At 59.9% G+C, this 18,043-nt stretch carries 16 protein-coding genes; 8 read left to right on the plus strand and 8 right to left on the minus strand.

The annotated features are described in order from the left end of the window. Positions 1-112: 112 nt before the first annotated feature. From C811_RS10055 to C811_RS10065, 3 genes are all read right to left on the minus strand, one after another. Entirely contained in the window at positions 113-676 is a 564-nt protein-coding gene (locus tag C811_RS10055; protein ID WP_016309468.1) for a hypothetical protein, read from the minus strand. A 10-nt stretch (positions 677-686) separates the two neighbouring features. After that, the gene (locus tag C811_RS10060; RefSeq protein ID WP_016309469.1) at positions 687-887 is read right to left on the minus strand and encodes a helix-turn-helix transcriptional regulator; all 201 of its coding nucleotides are present in this window, start codon (positions 885-887) and stop codon (positions 687-689) included. 145 nt (positions 888-1,032) lie between these two features. Continuing rightward, entirely contained in the window at positions 1,033-1,965 is a 933-nt protein-coding gene (locus C811_RS10065) for a Fic family protein (RefSeq protein WP_244874318.1), read from the minus strand. A 194-nt stretch (positions 1,966-2,159) separates the two neighbouring features. Between C811_RS10065 and C811_RS0103340 the strand changes: the two genes are divergently transcribed. The 8 genes from C811_RS0103340 to C811_RS10095 all read left to right on the plus strand — a co-directional run bounded on the left by C811_RS0103340 (position 2,160) and on the right by C811_RS10095 (position 11,483). Further along, positions 2,160-3,038 carry a Fic family protein gene (locus tag C811_RS0103340; RefSeq protein ID WP_016309471.1) on the plus strand — a complete coding sequence of 293 codons (879 nt, stop codon included), beginning with the start codon at positions 2,160-2,162 and terminating at the stop codon, positions 3,036-3,038. A gap of 188 nt (positions 3,039-3,226) precedes the next feature. Continuing rightward, the gene (locus tag C811_RS10070; protein ID WP_016309472.1) at positions 3,227-4,006 is read left to right on the plus strand and encodes a MerR family transcriptional regulator; all 780 of its coding nucleotides are present in this window, start codon (positions 3,227-3,229) and stop codon (positions 4,004-4,006) included. A gap of 183 nt (positions 4,007-4,189) precedes the next feature. Continuing rightward, complete coding sequence (locus C811_RS10075) at positions 4,190-5,134, plus strand: SDR family NAD(P)-dependent oxidoreductase (RefSeq protein WP_016309473.1); 945 nt, start codon at positions 4,190-4,192, stop codon at positions 5,132-5,134. An 11-nt stretch (positions 5,135-5,145) separates the two neighbouring features. Continuing rightward, the gene (locus C811_RS10080; RefSeq protein WP_016309474.1) at positions 5,146-6,633 is read left to right on the plus strand and encodes an MFS transporter; all 1,488 of its coding nucleotides are present in this window, start codon (positions 5,146-5,148) and stop codon (positions 6,631-6,633) included. Positions 6,634-6,679: 46 nt separating this feature from the next. Further along, positions 6,680-7,639, plus strand: a complete 960-nt coding sequence (locus C811_RS0103345; RefSeq protein ID WP_016309475.1) for a hypothetical protein — start codon at positions 6,680-6,682, stop codon at positions 7,637-7,639. Positions 7,640-7,739: 100 nt separating this feature from the next. Next, positions 7,740-8,711, plus strand: coding sequence for an IS481 family transposase (locus tag C811_RS10085; RefSeq protein WP_016309476.1), 972 nt, complete (start codon positions 7,740-7,742; stop codon positions 8,709-8,711). 6 nt (positions 8,712-8,717) lie between these two features. Then, a complete protein-coding gene (gene amrS / locus C811_RS10090) occupies positions 8,718-9,569 on the plus strand; it encodes an AmmeMemoRadiSam system radical SAM enzyme (RefSeq protein ID WP_016309477.1) in 852 nt (283 codons plus the stop codon). Positions 9,570-10,205: 636 nt separating this feature from the next. Continuing rightward, complete coding sequence (locus C811_RS10095; protein WP_016308427.1) at positions 10,206-11,483, plus strand: IS256 family transposase; 1,278 nt, start codon at positions 10,206-10,208, stop codon at positions 11,481-11,483. A 35-nt stretch (positions 11,484-11,518) separates the two neighbouring features. Here C811_RS10095 and C811_RS10100 read toward each other — a convergent pair whose 3' ends face one another. The 5 genes from C811_RS10100 to C811_RS16540 form a co-directional block, all read right to left on the minus strand. Continuing rightward, the gene (locus C811_RS10100) at positions 11,519-11,992 is read right to left on the minus strand and encodes a hypothetical protein (RefSeq protein ID WP_016309478.1); all 474 of its coding nucleotides are present in this window, start codon (positions 11,990-11,992) and stop codon (positions 11,519-11,521) included. A 120-nt stretch (positions 11,993-12,112) separates the two neighbouring features. Beyond that, on the minus strand, positions 12,113-13,663 hold the full coding sequence (locus tag C811_RS0103350; RefSeq protein ID WP_016309479.1) for a serine/threonine protein kinase: 1,551 nt from the start codon (positions 13,661-13,663) through the stop codon (positions 12,113-12,115). Positions 13,664-13,916: 253 nt separating this feature from the next. Beyond that, on the minus strand, positions 13,917-15,935 hold the full coding sequence (locus C811_RS10105) for an AlwI family type II restriction endonuclease (protein WP_016309480.1): 2,019 nt from the start codon (positions 15,933-15,935) through the stop codon (positions 13,917-13,919). 2 nt (positions 15,936-15,937) lie between these two features. Beyond that, a complete protein-coding gene (locus C811_RS10110; RefSeq protein ID WP_016309481.1) occupies positions 15,938-17,803 on the minus strand; it encodes a Dam family site-specific DNA-(adenine-N6)-methyltransferase in 1,866 nt (621 codons plus the stop codon). A gap of 2 nt (positions 17,804-17,805) precedes the next feature. Then, positions 17,806-18,027: a hypothetical protein gene (locus C811_RS16540; RefSeq protein WP_156997069.1), complete on the minus strand. Its 222-nt coding sequence runs from the start codon at positions 18,025-18,027 to the stop codon at positions 17,806-17,808. Positions 18,028-18,043 lie beyond the last annotated feature (16 nt).

The raw sequence follows: 18,043 nt of genomic DNA on the forward strand, positions 1-18,043 counted from the left end.
AGGCGAGGCGGCAAGCCGGCGGGGGAACGGTCGGCAGCGCCCGTGGAAGCCCGGCCGCTCTTGCATGAACCGCAGGAGCGCCGACCGCCCCGTGCATATCGCTTTCGCTCCCCTACTCCTCCAGCTCGCGCTCCAACTCTTGGCGGCGCTTGATGGCGGAGTGGAACTGCAGGCCGACAAACCCCATGGCGAGCCCGAAGCCCATGACGAAGTAGACGACGCCCATGGCCACATCCCCGGCCCAGGTCACGTTTTCCACCCCGACGATCTGTACCTCGGCCGCAATGCGCAGCCCCGTCGTGAGCACGAGGAGCAGCGCGCCGGTCAGAACGGACAGCACCGCCACGTAGTCCCACGGCACCTTGTCCACCGTGGCCAGGCGCATGCGGTCGCCCGTGATGCCGCTTCTCGTCTCCAGATACAGCGACACGAAACACGCCACGACGATGGCCCCGAACTGCAGCTGGATGGGATCCAGCAGCCTCTCCCCCACCGCCGTGGCCAGCGCGGTGTCGGTGGTAAGGGCCACCTGATCGAGCATCATCCCGTAGTAGCAGCAGATGACCGAGCCGAAGAGCAGGATCATGAAGCCCACCTTGGCGTAGCGGTTGCTCACGGCCTCGAGGCGCTCGTCCTTCGGCCCCATGTACTCGTTCCAACGTTTCACGAGGTTCATACGACCCCTCCTATTCCCAAAACAGATCGTTCAGCGTTTTGCCGAGCGCGACGCAGATGGCCCGGCAGAGCTTCAGGCTGGGGTTGTAGCGCCCCGCCTCGATGAGCCCGATGGTCTGTCGCGTAGCCCCCACGCGACAGGCCAAATCCGATTGCGACAGCCCCGCCTCCATGCGGGCCGTCTTCATGCGCAGGTTCTTCTCGCCTCCCAAACCGCTCCTTCCCTCGCACCGATTTATGCAAGATATATCTTCCATTTGCAAAGTATATATTGCATCTAGGAGATGTCAAGGGGGAATGAAAGCGGCCTATGCCGCCAAGGTGAGAGCGAGAGAGTGCTTTAAAGGAGGCGGCGATTTACGCCAATTTCGAGGTGTCGAGGGCCTCGGCGGAGTCAACGTTGCGCAGAAGCGCGGGGTTCTCGAACAGCGGCAAGCAGATGAGCTCCTCGCGGTCGAAGGAGGCGGCCCCGCGTCCGATCAGGTTCTCGTAGAACTTCACCAGGAACGACTCGTCGGGAAAGATGCCCGCGGGAGCGTTGCGGTACATGGCGCGCACGAGAGCGTCGCGGAAATAGCGGGCATGGTGCTCGAAGGGTTCGTTGGACACATCGAAGCCAAGCTGGTTCAGATAGAGCGCCGAGAACACGGCGACGGTGCGCGTGTTGCCCTCGTAGAACGGGTGAATCTGCCAGATAAAGGCGATGCTATGGCAGAAACCGGCCAGCTCGTCTTTCGCAAGGGCGCCGTAGGACTTCGCCTGCTCCGTCGCGAAGACGCCCTTGAGCGCCATCTCGTAGGCCAGCGGATCGGCATAGAGCACACTGTCGCCGTTGAGGATGTCCTCCTGCTTGACCATGCGCTCGACCTTGAACTCGCCGGGATGATACACCGATGCGTCGAGGTCTTGGAACAGGTAGCGGTGGATTTCCGGAAGCATCTCGGGCGCGAGGCAAAAGGGGGACGCCGCCAGCAGCTCGGCGATGCGCTGGCCGACCAAGTCGGCCTCAAGCGACGCCTCGTCATGGCCCGCGGCATGATGCGCCCGCACCAGCTCGCCCGTTTCGGCCAGCGTGCGCGCGCCGGCGATGTAGTCATCGGCCACCCGGCGCACGTAGGGAGAAACCTCCAAGCCGTCCACGGCCTGCAATCCGATGGCCACAGCCCAGTAGTGGCGCCGCGCCGCCTCCGACTCGTGCGCACAAGCCGGCTCGTATGCAAAGCCGTCCAAGCCCTCGGCCGTCATGCCGCGCCACCGCCTTTCCACACCGCCGTCAATTCCGCAGCCCATTGTATACCATGGGCATCAGCACGAGCCGGACAGCTGCAAGACTGCCTGCAAGTCGCGATCACTTCCGCTTCGCCTTCGGGTTCTTACCTCCAACGGCGGCAAACGAGCGATCCCGCAAAAGCCCGTTGCGCCAGAGAGGCGCCACGCCGTAAGCTATACTTACGCTTGCGAAGTCCCGCGAGAGGAGGTGCGCTGTGGAAGATACCTACGGCTACGAACGCTACGAGGAGCCCTACGACTACGCGACGCGCGACAGGCGCGTGCGCATCGCGCGGGGCTTGCAGGCCGTGGACGGGCTCACCACCAGCGCCGCCTTCGACGAACCGGCGCAGCGCTATGTGGAAGGCGAAATCAGCGCCGAGAGCCTGCGCGACATCGTCGACGACTACTACGAGCAGAAGGTCGGCCGGGCCATCGACCGTACCTCCCAGGAAGCCGACCTGGTGAGCGCCCGCATCTGCGACCTTCTGGATTCCAACGGCTTCACCATGGCGCCGCCGACCCTGCGCACCATTCACGGACGCCTTTTCCGCGGGCTGATGGAAGATGCACGCTACGAGGAGCACTACCGCGACTACAATTTCTCGAAGCGCGAGTTCGTCCTCGCCCGCGAATCGGTAGAATACGGCGATTTCGAGACACTGGAGGAGGATCTCGCCGGAGCCTTCGCCGCCTTCGCGCCCGGGACCTATACCGCCGACGATCCATGGCCCTACATACGGTCGATCAGCGCCTTCATCACGCGCATCTGGCAGATTCACCCCTTCGCCGAGGGAAACACGCGCACGGTGGCCGTCTTTCTGCAGAAGCTGCTGCAGAACCACGGATTTTCCTGCGGGAACGAGGCGTTCGAGCACTACTCGCTCCACTTTCGCAATGCGCTCGTGCGGGCAAGCTACCGCAACGTGCCCATAGGTGTGGCACCCGACGACAGCTTCATCAACGAGTTCATGGCCTGCCTGCTCCAAGACCGGTCCTTCCCCTACCGCAACCGCGATATGGCCGCCGCCGTGCTGTTCCGCGCCAAGGGGCTCATCCCGCCCCAAGAGGAGGGTCCATCGCTCATTGGATAAGGAGGCAGAAGAGCAATCAGGCGGAACCGATTCCGGTTCACGGCCCCGCCTTCGTAACACGGCCAGAGAATCGCGACACTCCACGACGCTGCGAGCCCGCACCATCCCGCGAAAAGCCGCGGGCTTGACCTTCCCGTTGCGTGAAGGTTCATACTGGCGCCGTCGGAGAAACCTGAAGGGAGCACACCGTGAAAGAGCGGCCCAAGACCATCGGCGAGGTATCCCGCGCCTCGGGCGTGAGCCCGCGCACGCTGCGCTACTACGAGGAGCGCGGCCTTCTGCGCCCGGCGCGCACCGAGGCGGGCTATCGCCTGTACACGGCCGCCGACGAGCGTCGACTCGCCCACATCATGGCGATGCGGTCCTGCGGCCTTCCGCTGACCGCCATCGAGCACATCATGGACGACGACGAGCCGAACATCCACGGCGCCCTCCTCAAGCACCTCCGCACCCTGCGCGCACAGGAGAAATCGCTGGACGCCGCCCTGCACCGGACGCAGGCGGCCCTACACGCTATCGAAGGGATTACGAACATGAGCACCGAAGACGCATTTGAGAAGTTGAAGCAGCAGGGCCTTGAGAGCTTCGAGGAAACCTATGGCCGCGAGGCCCGCGAGCGCTACGGCAGCGCCCTCATCGACGCCACCAACGAGCGCATGATGGCCCTTACCCGCGACGAGTGGGACGCCAAGGAGCTGCTGGAGGAGTCCATCAAGGTGCAGCTGCGCCTGGCTCTGACCGGAAACGACCCCGCCTCGGAGGAGGCAGCCGAGCTCGCCCGCATGCACGAGCGCTGGATTGCCATCCACTGGGGCCCGGGTTACGGAAAGGACGAGTACCTCGGCCTCGTGCGCGGGTACCTGGCCGACCCGCGCTTCGCCGCCTACTACGACGATGCCGCGGGCCCCGGCGCCACCGACTTCCTCGTGAAGGCCGTTGAGGCCTACCAGAGCGGTGCCGAAAACTAGCCTCTGGTGCAGAACCGAAGCAGGGCGGCGGTGGCCAGCCGGTTGGCGCCGCCCGTGAACCCGTGGCCGGCCCCTTGTCTCACGGGCCACATGACGGCAACAAACCGTTGGCGGAGGCCAGGCGAGCCTTTTTCTTAGATACAGTTCTTGGGGAACGCACATTCCGCAAGAAAGGCGGCTCCCTTGAAAACGAACGACACCCAGTCCGAGAAGGGCACTGCAAGCCCTTCCGCCCCCACCTCCGCTTTCGCTTCCGCTACCGCAGCTTTCGCAGCGGCTCCCACCGGCAGCGCTTCCCCCTCGGTCGCAGAAAACTCCCCCGCCACGCCAGCCCCTTCCGCCTCTCCGCAGGCTCTGCCCAAGCGCATCGCGCTGGTGACGGGGGCCTCGTCGGGGCTCGGGCGGGAATTCGCCGTGCAGATCGACGCCATGCAGGTGGTCGACGAGATTTGGCTCGTTGCGCGCAACGAGGAGGCCCTCGAAGCCGTCGCGGCCGCACTGAGCACGCCCGCCCGCATTATCGTGGCCGACCTCACGGACAAGGACGACATCGCCGCTATCGCCGCGGCCCTGGGCGACGCGCAACCCCGCGTGAGCTACCTGGTGAACGCCGCCGGCTTCGGCAAGTTCGGCGACTGGCAGACCATCTCCGACGAGGCGGCGGATGCCATGATCGACCTGAACTGCCGTGGCCTCGTGGATATGACCCGCGCGGCACTGCCCTACATGGATCGCGGCAGCCGCATCATCGAGGTCGCCTCGGCCGCGGCCTTCGTACCGCTGCCCCACATGAACGTGTACGCGGCTACCAAGGCCTTCGTGCTGCGCTACACCCGCGCCCTGCGCTGGGAGCTGCATGGCACCGGCATCACAGCCACGGCGCTGTGCCCCACGTGGGTGAAGACCGGTTTCGAAGCGACGGCGCGCGATTCCGCGGGCGGGCGCGACGTGGGCCACCTCTTCGGCGAGCAGAGCGCGAGCACCGTGGTGCGCCGCGCCCTCTGCGCCAACAAGGCCCACCTCGCCGTCGCCTGCGCAAGCCCCCAATCGGCAGCCCTGCGCCTCATCGGCAAAATCGTTCCCGATTGCATCGCCATGGCCGGCTGGAACATCCTGCGTCGCCTGTAAGGGAGCACGCCGTGAACACCTCTTCCTCCGCAACTCGCACTTCCGCCGCCGTATCGCCCGCCATCCCCACGGGGCGCGCGATGTGGGCCATGATGGCACTTATGCTGGGCAGCAACCTTCTGGCGTCGTTCAACCAGTCGCTCATGAACATCGCGCTGGATGCCACGGCCACCCAGTTCCACATCAGCCTGTCACAGGCCAACTGGCTCGTGCTCGGGTTCACCACCGTGGCGGCCACGGTCATCACCATGGCCGCGTCGCTTCTGAAACGGTTCGGCATCCGCAAGGTCATGATGTTCGGCTACGCAACCTCCCTTGTCGGCTCGCTCCTCGGCATGGTGGCGTGGAACTTCCCCGCCATGCTGGCCGCGCGCCTCATCCAGGCGCTCACGGTAGGGCTGTTCTTCCCCGTGGTCACGAGCGTCATCCTCACCCTGGCGCCGCAGGGCAAAAGCGCCACCCTGCTCGCCATCAACAGCGGGGCCATCGGAGTGGGGCTCGCCTTCGCGCCGCTGCTCTCGGGCCTCGTGCTCACCTACCTGGGGCTGCGGGCGCTGTTCGCCATCCCCCTTGCGATGTCGGCCATCTTGCTTGGGCTCGGGTTCTTCTTCCTGCACGACATCTACGCCCGCGAGGACCGGCCCATCGACATCGTGAGCGTGGTGTTGAGCTTCGCGGGATTGGCTGCCTTCATCTTCGGGCTGAACGAGGTGACCCGCACCGTGCTGCCGTCGGTGCTCTGCATGGCAGCGGGCGCCGCAGGCCTTGGGCTGTTCGCGTGGCGGCAGTTCGCCATCGCCCACCCGCTGCTGAACCTGGCGCCGCTGCGCCACGGGCGGTTCGTGTTCGGCGAGGCGCTCATGATGCTCGGATACATGGGGTCCATCTACATGAGCCTGCTCGTGCCGCTGTACCTGGAGGGGACGGCGGGCTGCACCGCCTTCGCCGCCGGCGGCCTTCTGTGCGCGCCCATTTTGTGCTACGCCGGCGCGTGCTTTCTCGGCGGTCGCATCGAGGATAGGCACGGCGTGTGGCCGCTCATTCCCCTCGGGTTCCTCGTGCTGCTCGGCGGCTACGTGGCCATGGAGTTCGCCTCGGCGCGGATGCTCGTCATCCCCATGATGGCGTGCGCCGGTGCCGCCTACATCGGGGTGGGGCTCGTCTTCCCCACGTTGAAGGCGGCCGATCTGGCCTCGCTGCCGCCGGCCATCTACGCCCACGGATCGTCCATCCACTCCACCCTGGTGCAGATCGCCGGCTCGGTGGGATCGGCCCTGTTCGTGGGCATCATGTCCGCCGACACCGACCGCCTCATGGCCCAGGGCATCGCGAAGGCCCACGCCTACGCCTCCGGGTTCTCCCACACCCTCCTCATCGCCATCGGCATTCTGGCCGTGGCCTTTGCGGGCGCGGTGGTATTCGCCCGCCTTGGGCGCCGGCGGCTGCAAAAGGGTATCAAATCGCAATCAAAGCCCGCAACGACGATGCATAAAGCCTAGAGCTTCGGTACCCTCGTCGGAAGCATTCGACGAGAAGGAGTTTCCCATGGATTCGACACAGCTCAGCACCGTGACCGTGGAGGCCGGCCAGGAACTGGTCGTCGTGGAGGCGGCGCCCGCGCCCGAGCGGCCCCTGAAAGAGAAGGCCATCATCGCGGCCGTGCTTGCAGCGGTGGCTCTCGTCTCGCTGATCGTGTTCGCGAACATCGCCTCGAACCCCGAGACCTACACCGGCATCATCGGCACCTTAGACGAGAAGAAGGGCAACGTCATGGTGCTCGCCACCACCACGACCGCCGCCTCGGCCGCCATCTCGGCGCTGCCCAACGACATGGGCACGCCCATCGCCGATAAACTTGTGGACTTCAGCTCGTATTTCATGGTCATCCTCGCGGTGATCTACCTGGAGAAGTTCCTGCTGACCACGCTGGGGTTCCTCGGCTTCGGCATTCTGATACCGGTGGCCTGCGCGCTGTTCGCCGTGGCCGTGTTCTTGCGGCGGGGAACGCTCACGCGGGTGAATCTGCAGCGGCTCGGCACGAAGCTCGCGGCCTTCGGGCTCGCCCTGGCGCTCGTAGTGCCGGTGAGTGTGTGGCTGACCGACAACGTGGACGCCACCTTCGACGAATCGCTCGCAGCCGCCAGCGCCGCGGCCCAAGAGGCCACCGAGCAGCTGGAGGAGAGCGCCCAGGCCACTCCCCAGGAGGACCAGGGACTGCTCGGCGGCATCGCGAGCGCCGTGCAGGAGGGGTGGAACGGCCTGACCCAGGGCGCCCAGCAGGCGCTCGACAGCCTGGGGCAGCAGCTGAACACCATGATCGACACACTGGCGGCCATGATCGTGACGAGCTGTCTCATTCCCCTGCTCGTGCTTATCTTGTTCCTGCAGCTCGTGAAGATCATCACGGGGCTCGACTTCGGGGGCGCCACCGCCGTCATGGGCGCCGCCCGCACCAAGGGCCGCGCCGTCGCCTCTTCCCTGCGCCGCCCCGCGCAGAAGGGCTAGGTGTTTAGTGCCAAGACGTTGTTTACATCCGGGTGGTGACAAATAGGGAGGCCTCCGCCAAGCTGTGAGTTGTCTAGATTCGCAGCGAAGGGGGCCTCCCATGCCATCGCATCCTAACGCAAAGCTGACCCCGAGGGGGCGGGAAACCCTCGTTTCCCGCATAGAATCCGGCGTCGGCGTGGCCGACGCCGCCCGCCAGATGGGCGTCAGCCGCCAGACCGCGTGCAAGTGGCTGCGCCGCAGCCGGCGCGGCGAGGGGCTGGCGGACCGCAGCAGCCGGCCGCGCAGGCTCGCCAGGCTCACGCCGCCCGACGCCGAGGAGCGCGTCGCCGAGGCCCGCGCGTCCATGCTGCTCGCGCCGCTCGCGCTGGCGGCGGCCACCGGCGTCCCCGCCCGCACCTGCGCCAGGATAGTGGCCCGCCGCGGGATGCCGCGCCTCGCCGACGTCGACCGTGTGACCGGCGAGGTCCGGCGCCGCGGCCCCGCGACGCCGGTGCGCTACGAGCGCGAGGCCCCCGGCGAGCTGCTGCACGTCGACGTCAAGAAGGTGGCCCGCGTCCCCGACGGCGGGGGCTGGCGGGCGCGCGGCCGCGCCGGCCGGCCGAGGCCGGGGGCGGGCACGGCGTGCCTGCACGTCGCCGTCGACGACTTCAGCCGCGTGGCCTACGCCGAGCTGCTGCCCGACGAGCGCAAGGGCACCTGCGCGGCCTTCATGGGCCGCTGCCTGGGCTTCTTCGGGGAGATGGGCGTCTCGGTCGAGCGCGTGATGACCGACAACGGGCCGGGCTACCGCAGCGGCGAGTTCAACGCGCTGCTCGAGGGGCGCGGGGTCCGCCACGTCTACACGAGGCCCTTCAGCCCCTGGCAGAACGGCAAGGTCGAGCGCATGAACCGCACGCTCGCCCAGGAGTGGCAGTACGGCAGGGCGTGGGAGAGCGAGGCGGGGAGGGCCGCCGCCCTCCCCGCCTTCATCGAGCATTATAATTGGGACAGGCCGCACAGCGCCTGCGGGGGCCTGCCGCCCATGTCGCGCATCGTCGGCGTAAACAACCTATTGGCACACAACAGCTAGGACATTATGGGCGGCTTGGGTGCGAGGCGCGCCACGTGCGCCATCTGCCCCCACGCATGCCAGCTGGCTGAGGGGCAGACAGGGCTCTGCCACGGACGCGTTGCCGCCAGCGGTGAGGTGGTGGACGCCAACTACGGGCGCGTCACGGCGCTTGCGCTGGACCCCATCGAGAAGAAGCCGCTCGCGCGCTTCCGGCCCGACTCGAAGGTGCTGTCGGCGGGCTCCTACGGCTGCAACCTGCGCTGCCCGTTCTGCCAGAACGCCTCCATCGCGTGTGCGGGTGAGAACGACGTGCCCTGGCGTGAGATGATGCCAGCGGAACTGGTCGAGCTGGCCGTGTCGCTTATGCCCGAAGGCAACATCGGCGTCGCCTTCACCTACAACGAGCCGCTCGTGGGTTTCGAATTCGTGCGCGACACCGCCCGCCTGGCACGCGAGCGCGGCCTGGCCAACGTGCTCGTGTCGAACGGGTACGTGAACGACGGTCCACTGCGAGAGATAGCCCCGCTCATCGATGCCGCAAATATCGACCTGAAGGGGTTCACCCCGGGCTTCTACGACCTCGTCGGCGGCGACTTGGACACGGTGAAGCACACGATAGCGACGCTCGCCGACGAGCCCGGCTGCCACCTGGAGGTGACGACGCTCATCATCCCCGGCCTAAACGATAGCGAGGACGAGATCGACGCCGCAGCCGCCTGGCTCGCATCGCTGGACCCGGGCATTCCCTACCACGTAACACGCTTCTTCCCCTGCCACCGCCTGCAGGACCGCCCCGCCACGCCGCCCGCCACCGTGCGCCAGCTGGCCGCGATAGCCCGCCGCCATCTCAAGCACGTCTACGTGGGAAACTGCTAGGAGAAGACGCTGGCGTCCTTGATTTGTTTTAGCGTCCTTGATTTGTTTTAGCGTCCTTGATTGTTTTGACGATCCTGAGAGCCTTGAGCAAAGCGACATCGGCAGTAGAAGGGAGATTAATGGCCAACATGCGCTCCCGCAGATCGCTGTACCGAATTTGATCGAGACCGTGCCATCGATCGCACCAGCACCACAATCGCAGCAGCAGAATAGGGCAACGAGGAAGTTGATGCCTATAACCGTGCTTCGGCATCGCGGGCGGCCTCGCGGGGAGGACGTCCGAAGCTTTCGATCTGCAGCGGAATGGGTGGAAGCCAGATCTTCCGGCAAGATGCCAACGCTAAAACCGCACGGCACTGCCGACAACGAACTACCCGACAACTCCAACGCGAAACCGCAACGTTCCAAAGTATCCTTTGCGGGGAAATGCCGCAGATCCGGAAAACAGGCGAGCCCTTACAGCTCGACCGAGAAGACCTCCGTCTGGTTGACCAGGTCCAGCTCAAGCTGCAGCGCAGCGATCGTGTGCCCAATGTTGGTGTAACGGTCGTTTCTCCTGATGCATGAGGAACGGCCATCGCCTAGAATCTTCAATTGACTAGATTGACGGATTCAGCAGAAAGGCGACAGCCGCATATGGACAGTTTAGAGCACGGCACGGCCGCCATGGCCGAGATTCCCAGATTCGACGACGGCATGGTCAACATCCAGGAGCTGATTCGGATAATGGCCGAGTCGCTCGTCAACGAGATCATGGACGCGCAGGCCGAGGACGCCTGCGCCGACGGCAACCAGAGAAACGGCTACCGCGAGCGCACGCTCGTCACCAGTGTGGGTGCCATAAACCTTCGCATCCCCAAGCTGCGCCGCGGCAGCTACTTCCCGGAGGACCTGCTCGTGCGCTACTCGAGGGTCGACCGGGCGGTGATCGCGGCGGTGTCCGAGATGGTGACCAACGGCGTGTCCACGAGGAAGGTGGAGCGGGTGGCCGCGTCCCTGGGGATAGACCGCATGAGCGCATCCCAGGTATCCCGCATCTGCGAGTCGCTGGACGAAATCGTGGCCGACCTGCAGGGCCGCGACCTGTCCGACGTGGCCTTTCCCTATGTTTGGGTGGACGCCACCTACGTCAAGTGCCGGGACGGCGGACATGTGTCGTCGTGCGCGCTCGTCACGGCCATCGGCGCGGGATCCGACGGCTACCGCCGGCTGCTCGGCCTCGACGCCATCGACACCGAGTCGCACGCGGGCTGGCTCGCCTTCCTGCGCTCTTTGCGCGAGCGCGGGGTCGGGGGCGTCCTCTGCGTCACGTCCGACGCCCACGAGGGCCTGCGCCGCGCCATCGAGGAGGTGTTCCCGGGAGCCGCGTGGCAGCGCTGCGTCGTGCACCTCATGCGCAACGCCGCCTCCTGCGCGCCCACGCGGCAGAAGAGGGCCGCGGTGCTGGCCATCCTGCACGCCGTCTTCGACGAGCGGGACCCGGCGCTGGTGCGCGAGCTGTACCACCTGGCCTGCGGGGAGATGGCCGGTATCTGCCCCAGGGCGGCAGATCTACTGGAGGACGCCGAGGCCGACGCCCTGGCCTACCTCGACTTCCCGTACGCCCATCATCGCAGGCTGCGCACCAACAACGTGCAGGAGCGCGCCAACCGCGAGATCAAGCGCCGCAGCCGAGTGGTGCAGGTCTTCCCGTCCAGGAGGTCGCTGATACGGATGCTGGGCGCCGTGTTCTCCGAGATGGACGAGGACTGGGCGTCCAGGAGATGGTTCACGGAGGAGTCGATAGCGCTGGCGACATCGTCATCGAATACGCCGCTGCCGGCGCCGTCCTACGACGGCACTGCCGAGGAGCACGCCAAGCGCATCATAGAAGTAGTGGTTGCCGACAACCCGATCGGAAGGAGGGCGGCATAGGCGATGGGTTAGAATAGGGGCCAGGTTCTAGGCAATTACACCAACGTTCGGCACACTACCAGCGCAGCGATCTCGTCGGCGACGGCACGGTAGTCCGCCTCAGCCCGGGCAACGTCGTAGTTCGCATAGCGATACTCGATCTGCCCGGCGCCGCCGAGGTAGCGGTCGCCCAGGCGCTCCCGAGGCTGCCGCGAGGCGAGCTCGTTCAAGCGGTCCTTCCGCCCCGAAAGCTGCGCGAGCAGAATGAGCGTCTCGTCGATGCTAATGCCTCGCTCAGGCAGAACCGTCTGCATGTTGAACCGGTGCAGGGCATGGCGAATGGCCCGCGCCTCGGCATCGATATGTGCCACCTTCTCGCGCACGGCCCCGTAGTCGTAAGCAGGAGGCTCGGCCGCCTCCCCCTCCGCGAGCACATAGGTACTCACCTCCTGCTCGGTCCGCAGGAGCCGATTCTTCTCATCCTGCAACCGCCGCAGGTACTTGTTAGCACTAGCCGATGTGAATTCCACGCGACCACCTCTTCCTCGCGCCGACTATTCGATGGCAACCACCATACCAGGTGCCAATAGTCGCATTCAACAGTCCCGCTAGTCCGATTTGAGATTGATACTTTCTTAATTAACAGCCATTTAAAGCGTGCTCAAAAAGCTATTGATATCGGCACTGCTTTCTTGCCTTCTGATTTCACCCTCTCTCTCCTGCACCAAAGCTTCGTGGGCCTCTCGCCTCTCTTTTTCGAGACGCTTCCTCATAACCTCATTTGCCCAATCAATAAAACGAGGCATCTCCTTGCAAGCATCTGCTAAATGCCCCTTATCCCCATGCGTGTTTGGGACCAGAATTTTGTCGCCATTCACCCCAAACCGCTGAGGGTCTAAGAAAAACCCATCTGTGGAAAAACTCGTAACGCCCATGTATGATCTAAAAGCTTGCTCCCAATCTGCGCCGGGACTCGTGTTCAATTTGAAAACCAAGTTGGGCTCAATCCATTCCTTGCTTACAATTGAAATCTCAAATGGCTCCGGAACACAAGCCTCAAATTCCAAAACTTCATCCTCTATCTTTTCAATATTCTTTCGCGCTTCAATATCCGCAAGCAGAATTGGAATACCCTCGTAACGACTGTCTTGTTTTTGAGAAATCATTCTTGCAACGACGGGGTCAAGATACGAAAACCGCTCCGACGCACTTGCGATTTCGGCATAGCCAGTTCCTTGAGGAACTGCACCGGTAAACAATTCATTGATTATTAATCCGAACGCATATTGGTCTGCGCGGTGATCAATCACGCCATCGGCGATGCGTTGCTCGGGTGCAGCGTATTTGAAGTTGGCAAGCCTTTCTGCGCGAGTTGTTTGCAGCGTTAAACCGGGCAGATCTTGATTGATATGGGCAACACCAAAATCAGCTAACACTAATCGACTTGCATCCTTGTCTAAAAGAATGTTCTCCGGTTTTATGTCCCTGTGAACATGGCCGTCGTTATAAAAGTTCTCCAATGAACCGAGAAGCGCAAGAAGCATATGTAAAATGGAAGCACGCTCAATTTTGGGGCTTTCCATCAGTTTTCTTAGGCTATTGTCATAAAGCGGCATCACATAAAACGGCCTCTTAAGTTCACCCTCCTGCTTGAATCCTTGATCAACAACCTTCACCAATGGCGCATCAGTGACTCGTTCGCAGAACGCTATCTCCCTAAGAAAGCGCTTCATCTTCTTGCCATTAGCGCAAGACTGACTATTCAGTATCTTGAGCGCAAAAGACTCGCCATCGTCGCGCTCAACAAGAAACACATTCCCCGCTCCGCCGTTTCCCAGAGAGTGTTTCCTCTCGTATGAATGCCTAGTTGTTTCAAAGCGACGCAACGAGTTGGAAGCGCTTGTCTCTTGACCGGCCATACGCACATCGTCTTCCACCAAATACGCAATCGCATGAATTCGCTCTATCGCCGCGCTAACCGAGCTCCAGTCATCCCAATCGAAATCAACACCATTGATCGCTTCGTTTGTAGAAAGACTAAGTTTTGCTCCAAGCGCAAGAAGCCTCTCTCTTGTACCCAGAATCCACGAGCACCAATCTACATATTCTTGCGAGTTTTTCTGGCAATTTCCGAAGTGGCCTTTGCCTCGTATTTCTTGCACTATTTCCCCAAGCCCCGTCAAAGCTGCCGATTGAACCATCGCCTTTCACCCTTCCAGAAAGCCACTCGTCCTGAAATCGCCCTCTTCTTCTCTTTGCCACCCATACAGGCGAACGAGCGGGTTGTGCCCTCGTTTCCCCTGCAGTATCTACCAAATGGCCGCCGAGCGTCTCTGCTCGTTGCTCTTGCCTTTACGATTTATTTAGCTCGAAGGAGTTTTCTTTTTCTCATATCTCACTCCGCCCACCTACTGCGTCGCCACATCATTTTTCCATGATCGCAAAGATCTTTTCTCAATAATATAAGCGGGCTGCTGACAGCAGATCTTCTCTCTTCATATACCACAGCTTGTCGCCGAACGCGACCTGATAGGCGACCACATCCATCAGCCCCTTGTCCGCATGCTCAAGACGTATCCCATCAGGCAATATCCTGATTTCATCAGGCAGTTGGCCAGCAAAAGGTATGGTTGCGAAAGAATTACCTTTATCTCTATAGACCACTTCGGCGAGAAGAACTTGCCCCGTTCCGAGCAGAGGATGATCAACCGTCATGCCTGGCAAAACGATCAAATTATCAAAGTTGCCCTCCTTGAGCCTCCCCTCCCTAACAAGATGCGCCCTATTCTGGACCGTCCGTTCTATATATAATTTCCATTCAGGCCCATCCAAAGCATCACGCCTTATGGCACATTCGCGAATAAGATCTCTCAGTTTTTCCGGACTGGCATTTTTCGACTCAAACATCGCTACAAAATGCTCTCTAAACTGAGCCAGCGTCAGCGGTACGATGTCCAATCTCCGCTTGTTGTCGCGTTTGTCATACCAAATGCCATGTCTAAAAGTTTCTGCTGTATTAGTGTCAATCTTTATTGCGACGAACAGACCATAGACAGGGCAATTTGAGCTATCTATTGCATCTGATACATGCCTTCTTACAGGTTCGCCTTCCATTGCTTCCTGCCTCGACGAGGTAGACATCGAAACCTCTGTCACCAGCATAAAGTCCTGGTACTCGCAGTAAAGATCGCCCCTGCCCCCTCCGGCTGTGCTCACAGGCAAAAAATCTGAGTCGATCTTGAATCCTCTGACTTCATTTGGCTCCGTAATCATATGGTCTATGGCAAGCTCCGCTCTCCAAAGTATCCACTCAAGATAAGCTGGAAGTTCATCTTTTGGAACTTCTATTCTTGAATCTTCATCCTCTTCGCGACTCACACCGCCGCCTCTTTCGATAAGTCTCATATACTCAGCAATTTCTCGCCATTGATCGCGCTGCTTGTCGGCATATGCTATTTCGTTGGTTAGCTGGAGCGCTTCTTCCACGCGATACCGCGCAATGTTGACGGCCGCAGTATCGTCCACATCTAGGTCGCTTATGTCGTAATAAACGCTCTGATCTTTAGCCATCCTTTCTACGCTGGCAAGTAGTTCTTTTGCGGTCGCCAAGTCATCGCTCGGCAGCGGTGCACCATTTGCAAGGATTGTCTTTGCGTCAAATAGCGATTTGCTGCCTATGGTGGCTTTGGCCATTTTCTCAGCAACGACATGCTTCGTAGGCGCAATAATCAGACCGCGTCCTTTTCTTTGCACGACTCCGGTTATCCGGAGATAACGCATGTTCATATCTGCGTAGTCGAAAAAGTTGCCTTTATTCTTCGAGTACCGCTTACTGCGCTCGTTCATCTCGTTACGATCGAAAACGCGTTTCGAGGACGCAGCCGCCCTTCTTCTCCGTAAATCTAAGATATTATCCACTACGTACTGCAGATCATAGGTTGGATCTGTCGTATGACCCCACAACGCAAACTCGGTTCTTGTGATCTCGCTAGAACCAGTGCGCTTCTCCAATTCGAGCATCACAGCAAGGATCCAACGCAATGGCGAGAACAACTTACCGTTATCAGTCGTGGTCGGAATCTGCTCGACGCTCATTGCCCGCAGGAAGCATTCCTGTTCAGCAGGATATGTGTCGGCTTGGAGAAACCTGTATCCGAAAGGCGTTATTTGACCAATCGGACCCAATTCTTCTTGCGTACACCCGATCCGTCTGACATCAGGATAAACCAAGCCGTTTCTCTCAAACATCAAACGCCATTTCCTCGCATGGCTTCCGGTCGTATCTTTACCCTGCTTGTTGTTGATTATCCCATTTTCCGAAAGATATTTCGTAAACGCTACGTCGTTTTTTCCTCCAATCAATTGGCCCACAAAAGGAGACTGAGCATATAGCTTGAAACCGTCCGAAATACGTGCGGGATTCCTAAAGCCGGTATTTCCAACCAGCCAGATGTCTATCTGTTTTTCTTTCATGCTTAGTATCCTATGAATAAATACTCTTTGACTCTATTCCGATGAGTTTTCGCGGATGCCTGGTTTCCGAATCCGTAGGTATAATCTATGGGTATCACCTCTACATGCTTTTTATGACGGGCTAGCAGCTCAATCATCCTTTCACGATCAGGCAGGCAGTTAGAGGAATACGAGACAACGATTACCGAATCGCTGTACTTGTCAAACATAGCCTCGAAAGCCCCCTCAGCACCCAACTCCGTGCTGAATGGAGTTGGGTAGGACTTGAACTTCTTTGTTTTGGTATGCTCCTGAATTTCAACACCGTCCCAATCTCTCGCAAGACCCTCCACGAAATGGTACCGACGCACATATTCGTTATCTGAATTTTTTGAATAATAAGGAGGATCTATGTAGACCAAGTCTGGGGTTTGAGCGTCAAGCTCTAAGGCATCTCCGTTCACTGAAACATTCTGCCTGCCGTTATCAAAAACAGCGCGGTCGATTAGCTCGACGGCTTCCACAAACTGCTCTTCAACACTCTTCCGAAGATCCTTTCTCCCGTCGTCATATCGATGTCCCGTATAGGTGAATATGCCCCTTGGTCTCTTTTTCATGCACGCCCTGATGAGGGCCATCGTCGCAATGGCTCTCTTATGCTCATTCTCTATCTTCTTGATATTGGCCCGCAGGGTATCGATCGTTTCGTTCTCTTCATCCTCGTAGTAAAGTCCCTTGAATTTAGTGGCCACGAAATGATCGTTATCATCTGAGGGCTTTAAGAGATGCAACGACGCCTCCTTGCCAAGGATGGTATCGTTGTTTTCCACGAGGGCCTTGGTAAAGGTCGAAGACATCCACATATAATCGTTACTAAGCACCTGTATACCTAGCGCTTTTAACATGTAGCTCACAATTCCTGAACCCGCGAACAAGTCGATTGCCGTACTCGGTCCAAACCTCTTTACAACTTCACCGATGGGGCCGAGCATCTTCTGCTTTGAGCCCATATATCTAGTTTGGGGGTACTTATCTACCTGCTGGCACACATCGGTCTTGACCTTTGGTTCGCCTATATCGACAATAACGTCCTCTCCGCTTCTGCTGTCTCCCCTGCATGAAACATGTCGTCGTGTTTGGACGATCGTCATGGGATAGCCACGATAGAGCTCCATCACGACAGGATGATTCGAGTTAGTAAGGACAACGCGACAACCTCTTTCTTCAAGATCCTTAATTGTCTCAGCCAATACCCTATGATCATCCTCGTGAAACTGCTCCTTCGTATATCGTTTGAAATCACCTGACGGCGTTACAGGAAGATACGGCGGATCGAGAAAAACGAAATCCCCCTCAGCGGCATACTCCCTCAACACGTCTTGGTAGTCTCCGCAAACTATGATCGCTTTTCGCAACGCCTCTGATGCCGCCCGCAACGCTGTCTCATTGCAAATGTTGGGCTTCTTATACCCACCGAAAGGCGTATTGAACTTTCCGCTCTTATTTACACGATACAATCCGTTGTAGCAGGTATGATTGAGATAAAGAGTTCGCGCAGCGGCTTCAAACTTTGGCAGATCTTCCCAGCTTTGGTCGCGTACGGCATAATAGGCATTTTTTTCATTTTTATACCCTTTAAGGCGTTCGATCACCTTCTCTACATTTGATGCCACCTGCTCATACATGTTGATAATTTCCGGATTGCTGTCAGCAATAACAGCACTCTCCGGCCGCAGCGCAAAGAACAATGCGCCTCCCCCGAAAAACGGTTCAATGTATTTGCCGTAGCCGTCAGGGATTCGCGGCATAAGCTCGTCGAGAAGTTGAGTTTTGCCTCCCGCCCATTTCAAGATCGGCTTTATTCCTTTCGAAGAAGCTTTAGCTGCCATACCTAAAGCTCCCATCCGATTTCTTCAACCTGATGCGCTTTTGCTAAAACTTCTGGATACTGGTTTTCTAGCATTGAGGTTATCAGCTCTGCATAGGTCATCTGTCGTTCTTTTGCCACTTTCTTTAAGGTGGCTCTAACGGCAGGTTCAAGCTGTAGCTGAATCGGAACCGTCGTAACTTTTGCTTGAGCCTCGTCTATTCCTTGGCCTGTTCTTTTCCCCATGCACGTATCCTTAGGT

Origin of the sequence: Adlercreutzia caecimuris B7 (assembly GCF_000403355.2) — a bacterium.
Taxonomy (GTDB): Bacteria; Actinomycetota; Coriobacteriia; order Coriobacteriales; family Eggerthellaceae; genus Adlercreutzia; species Adlercreutzia caecimuris.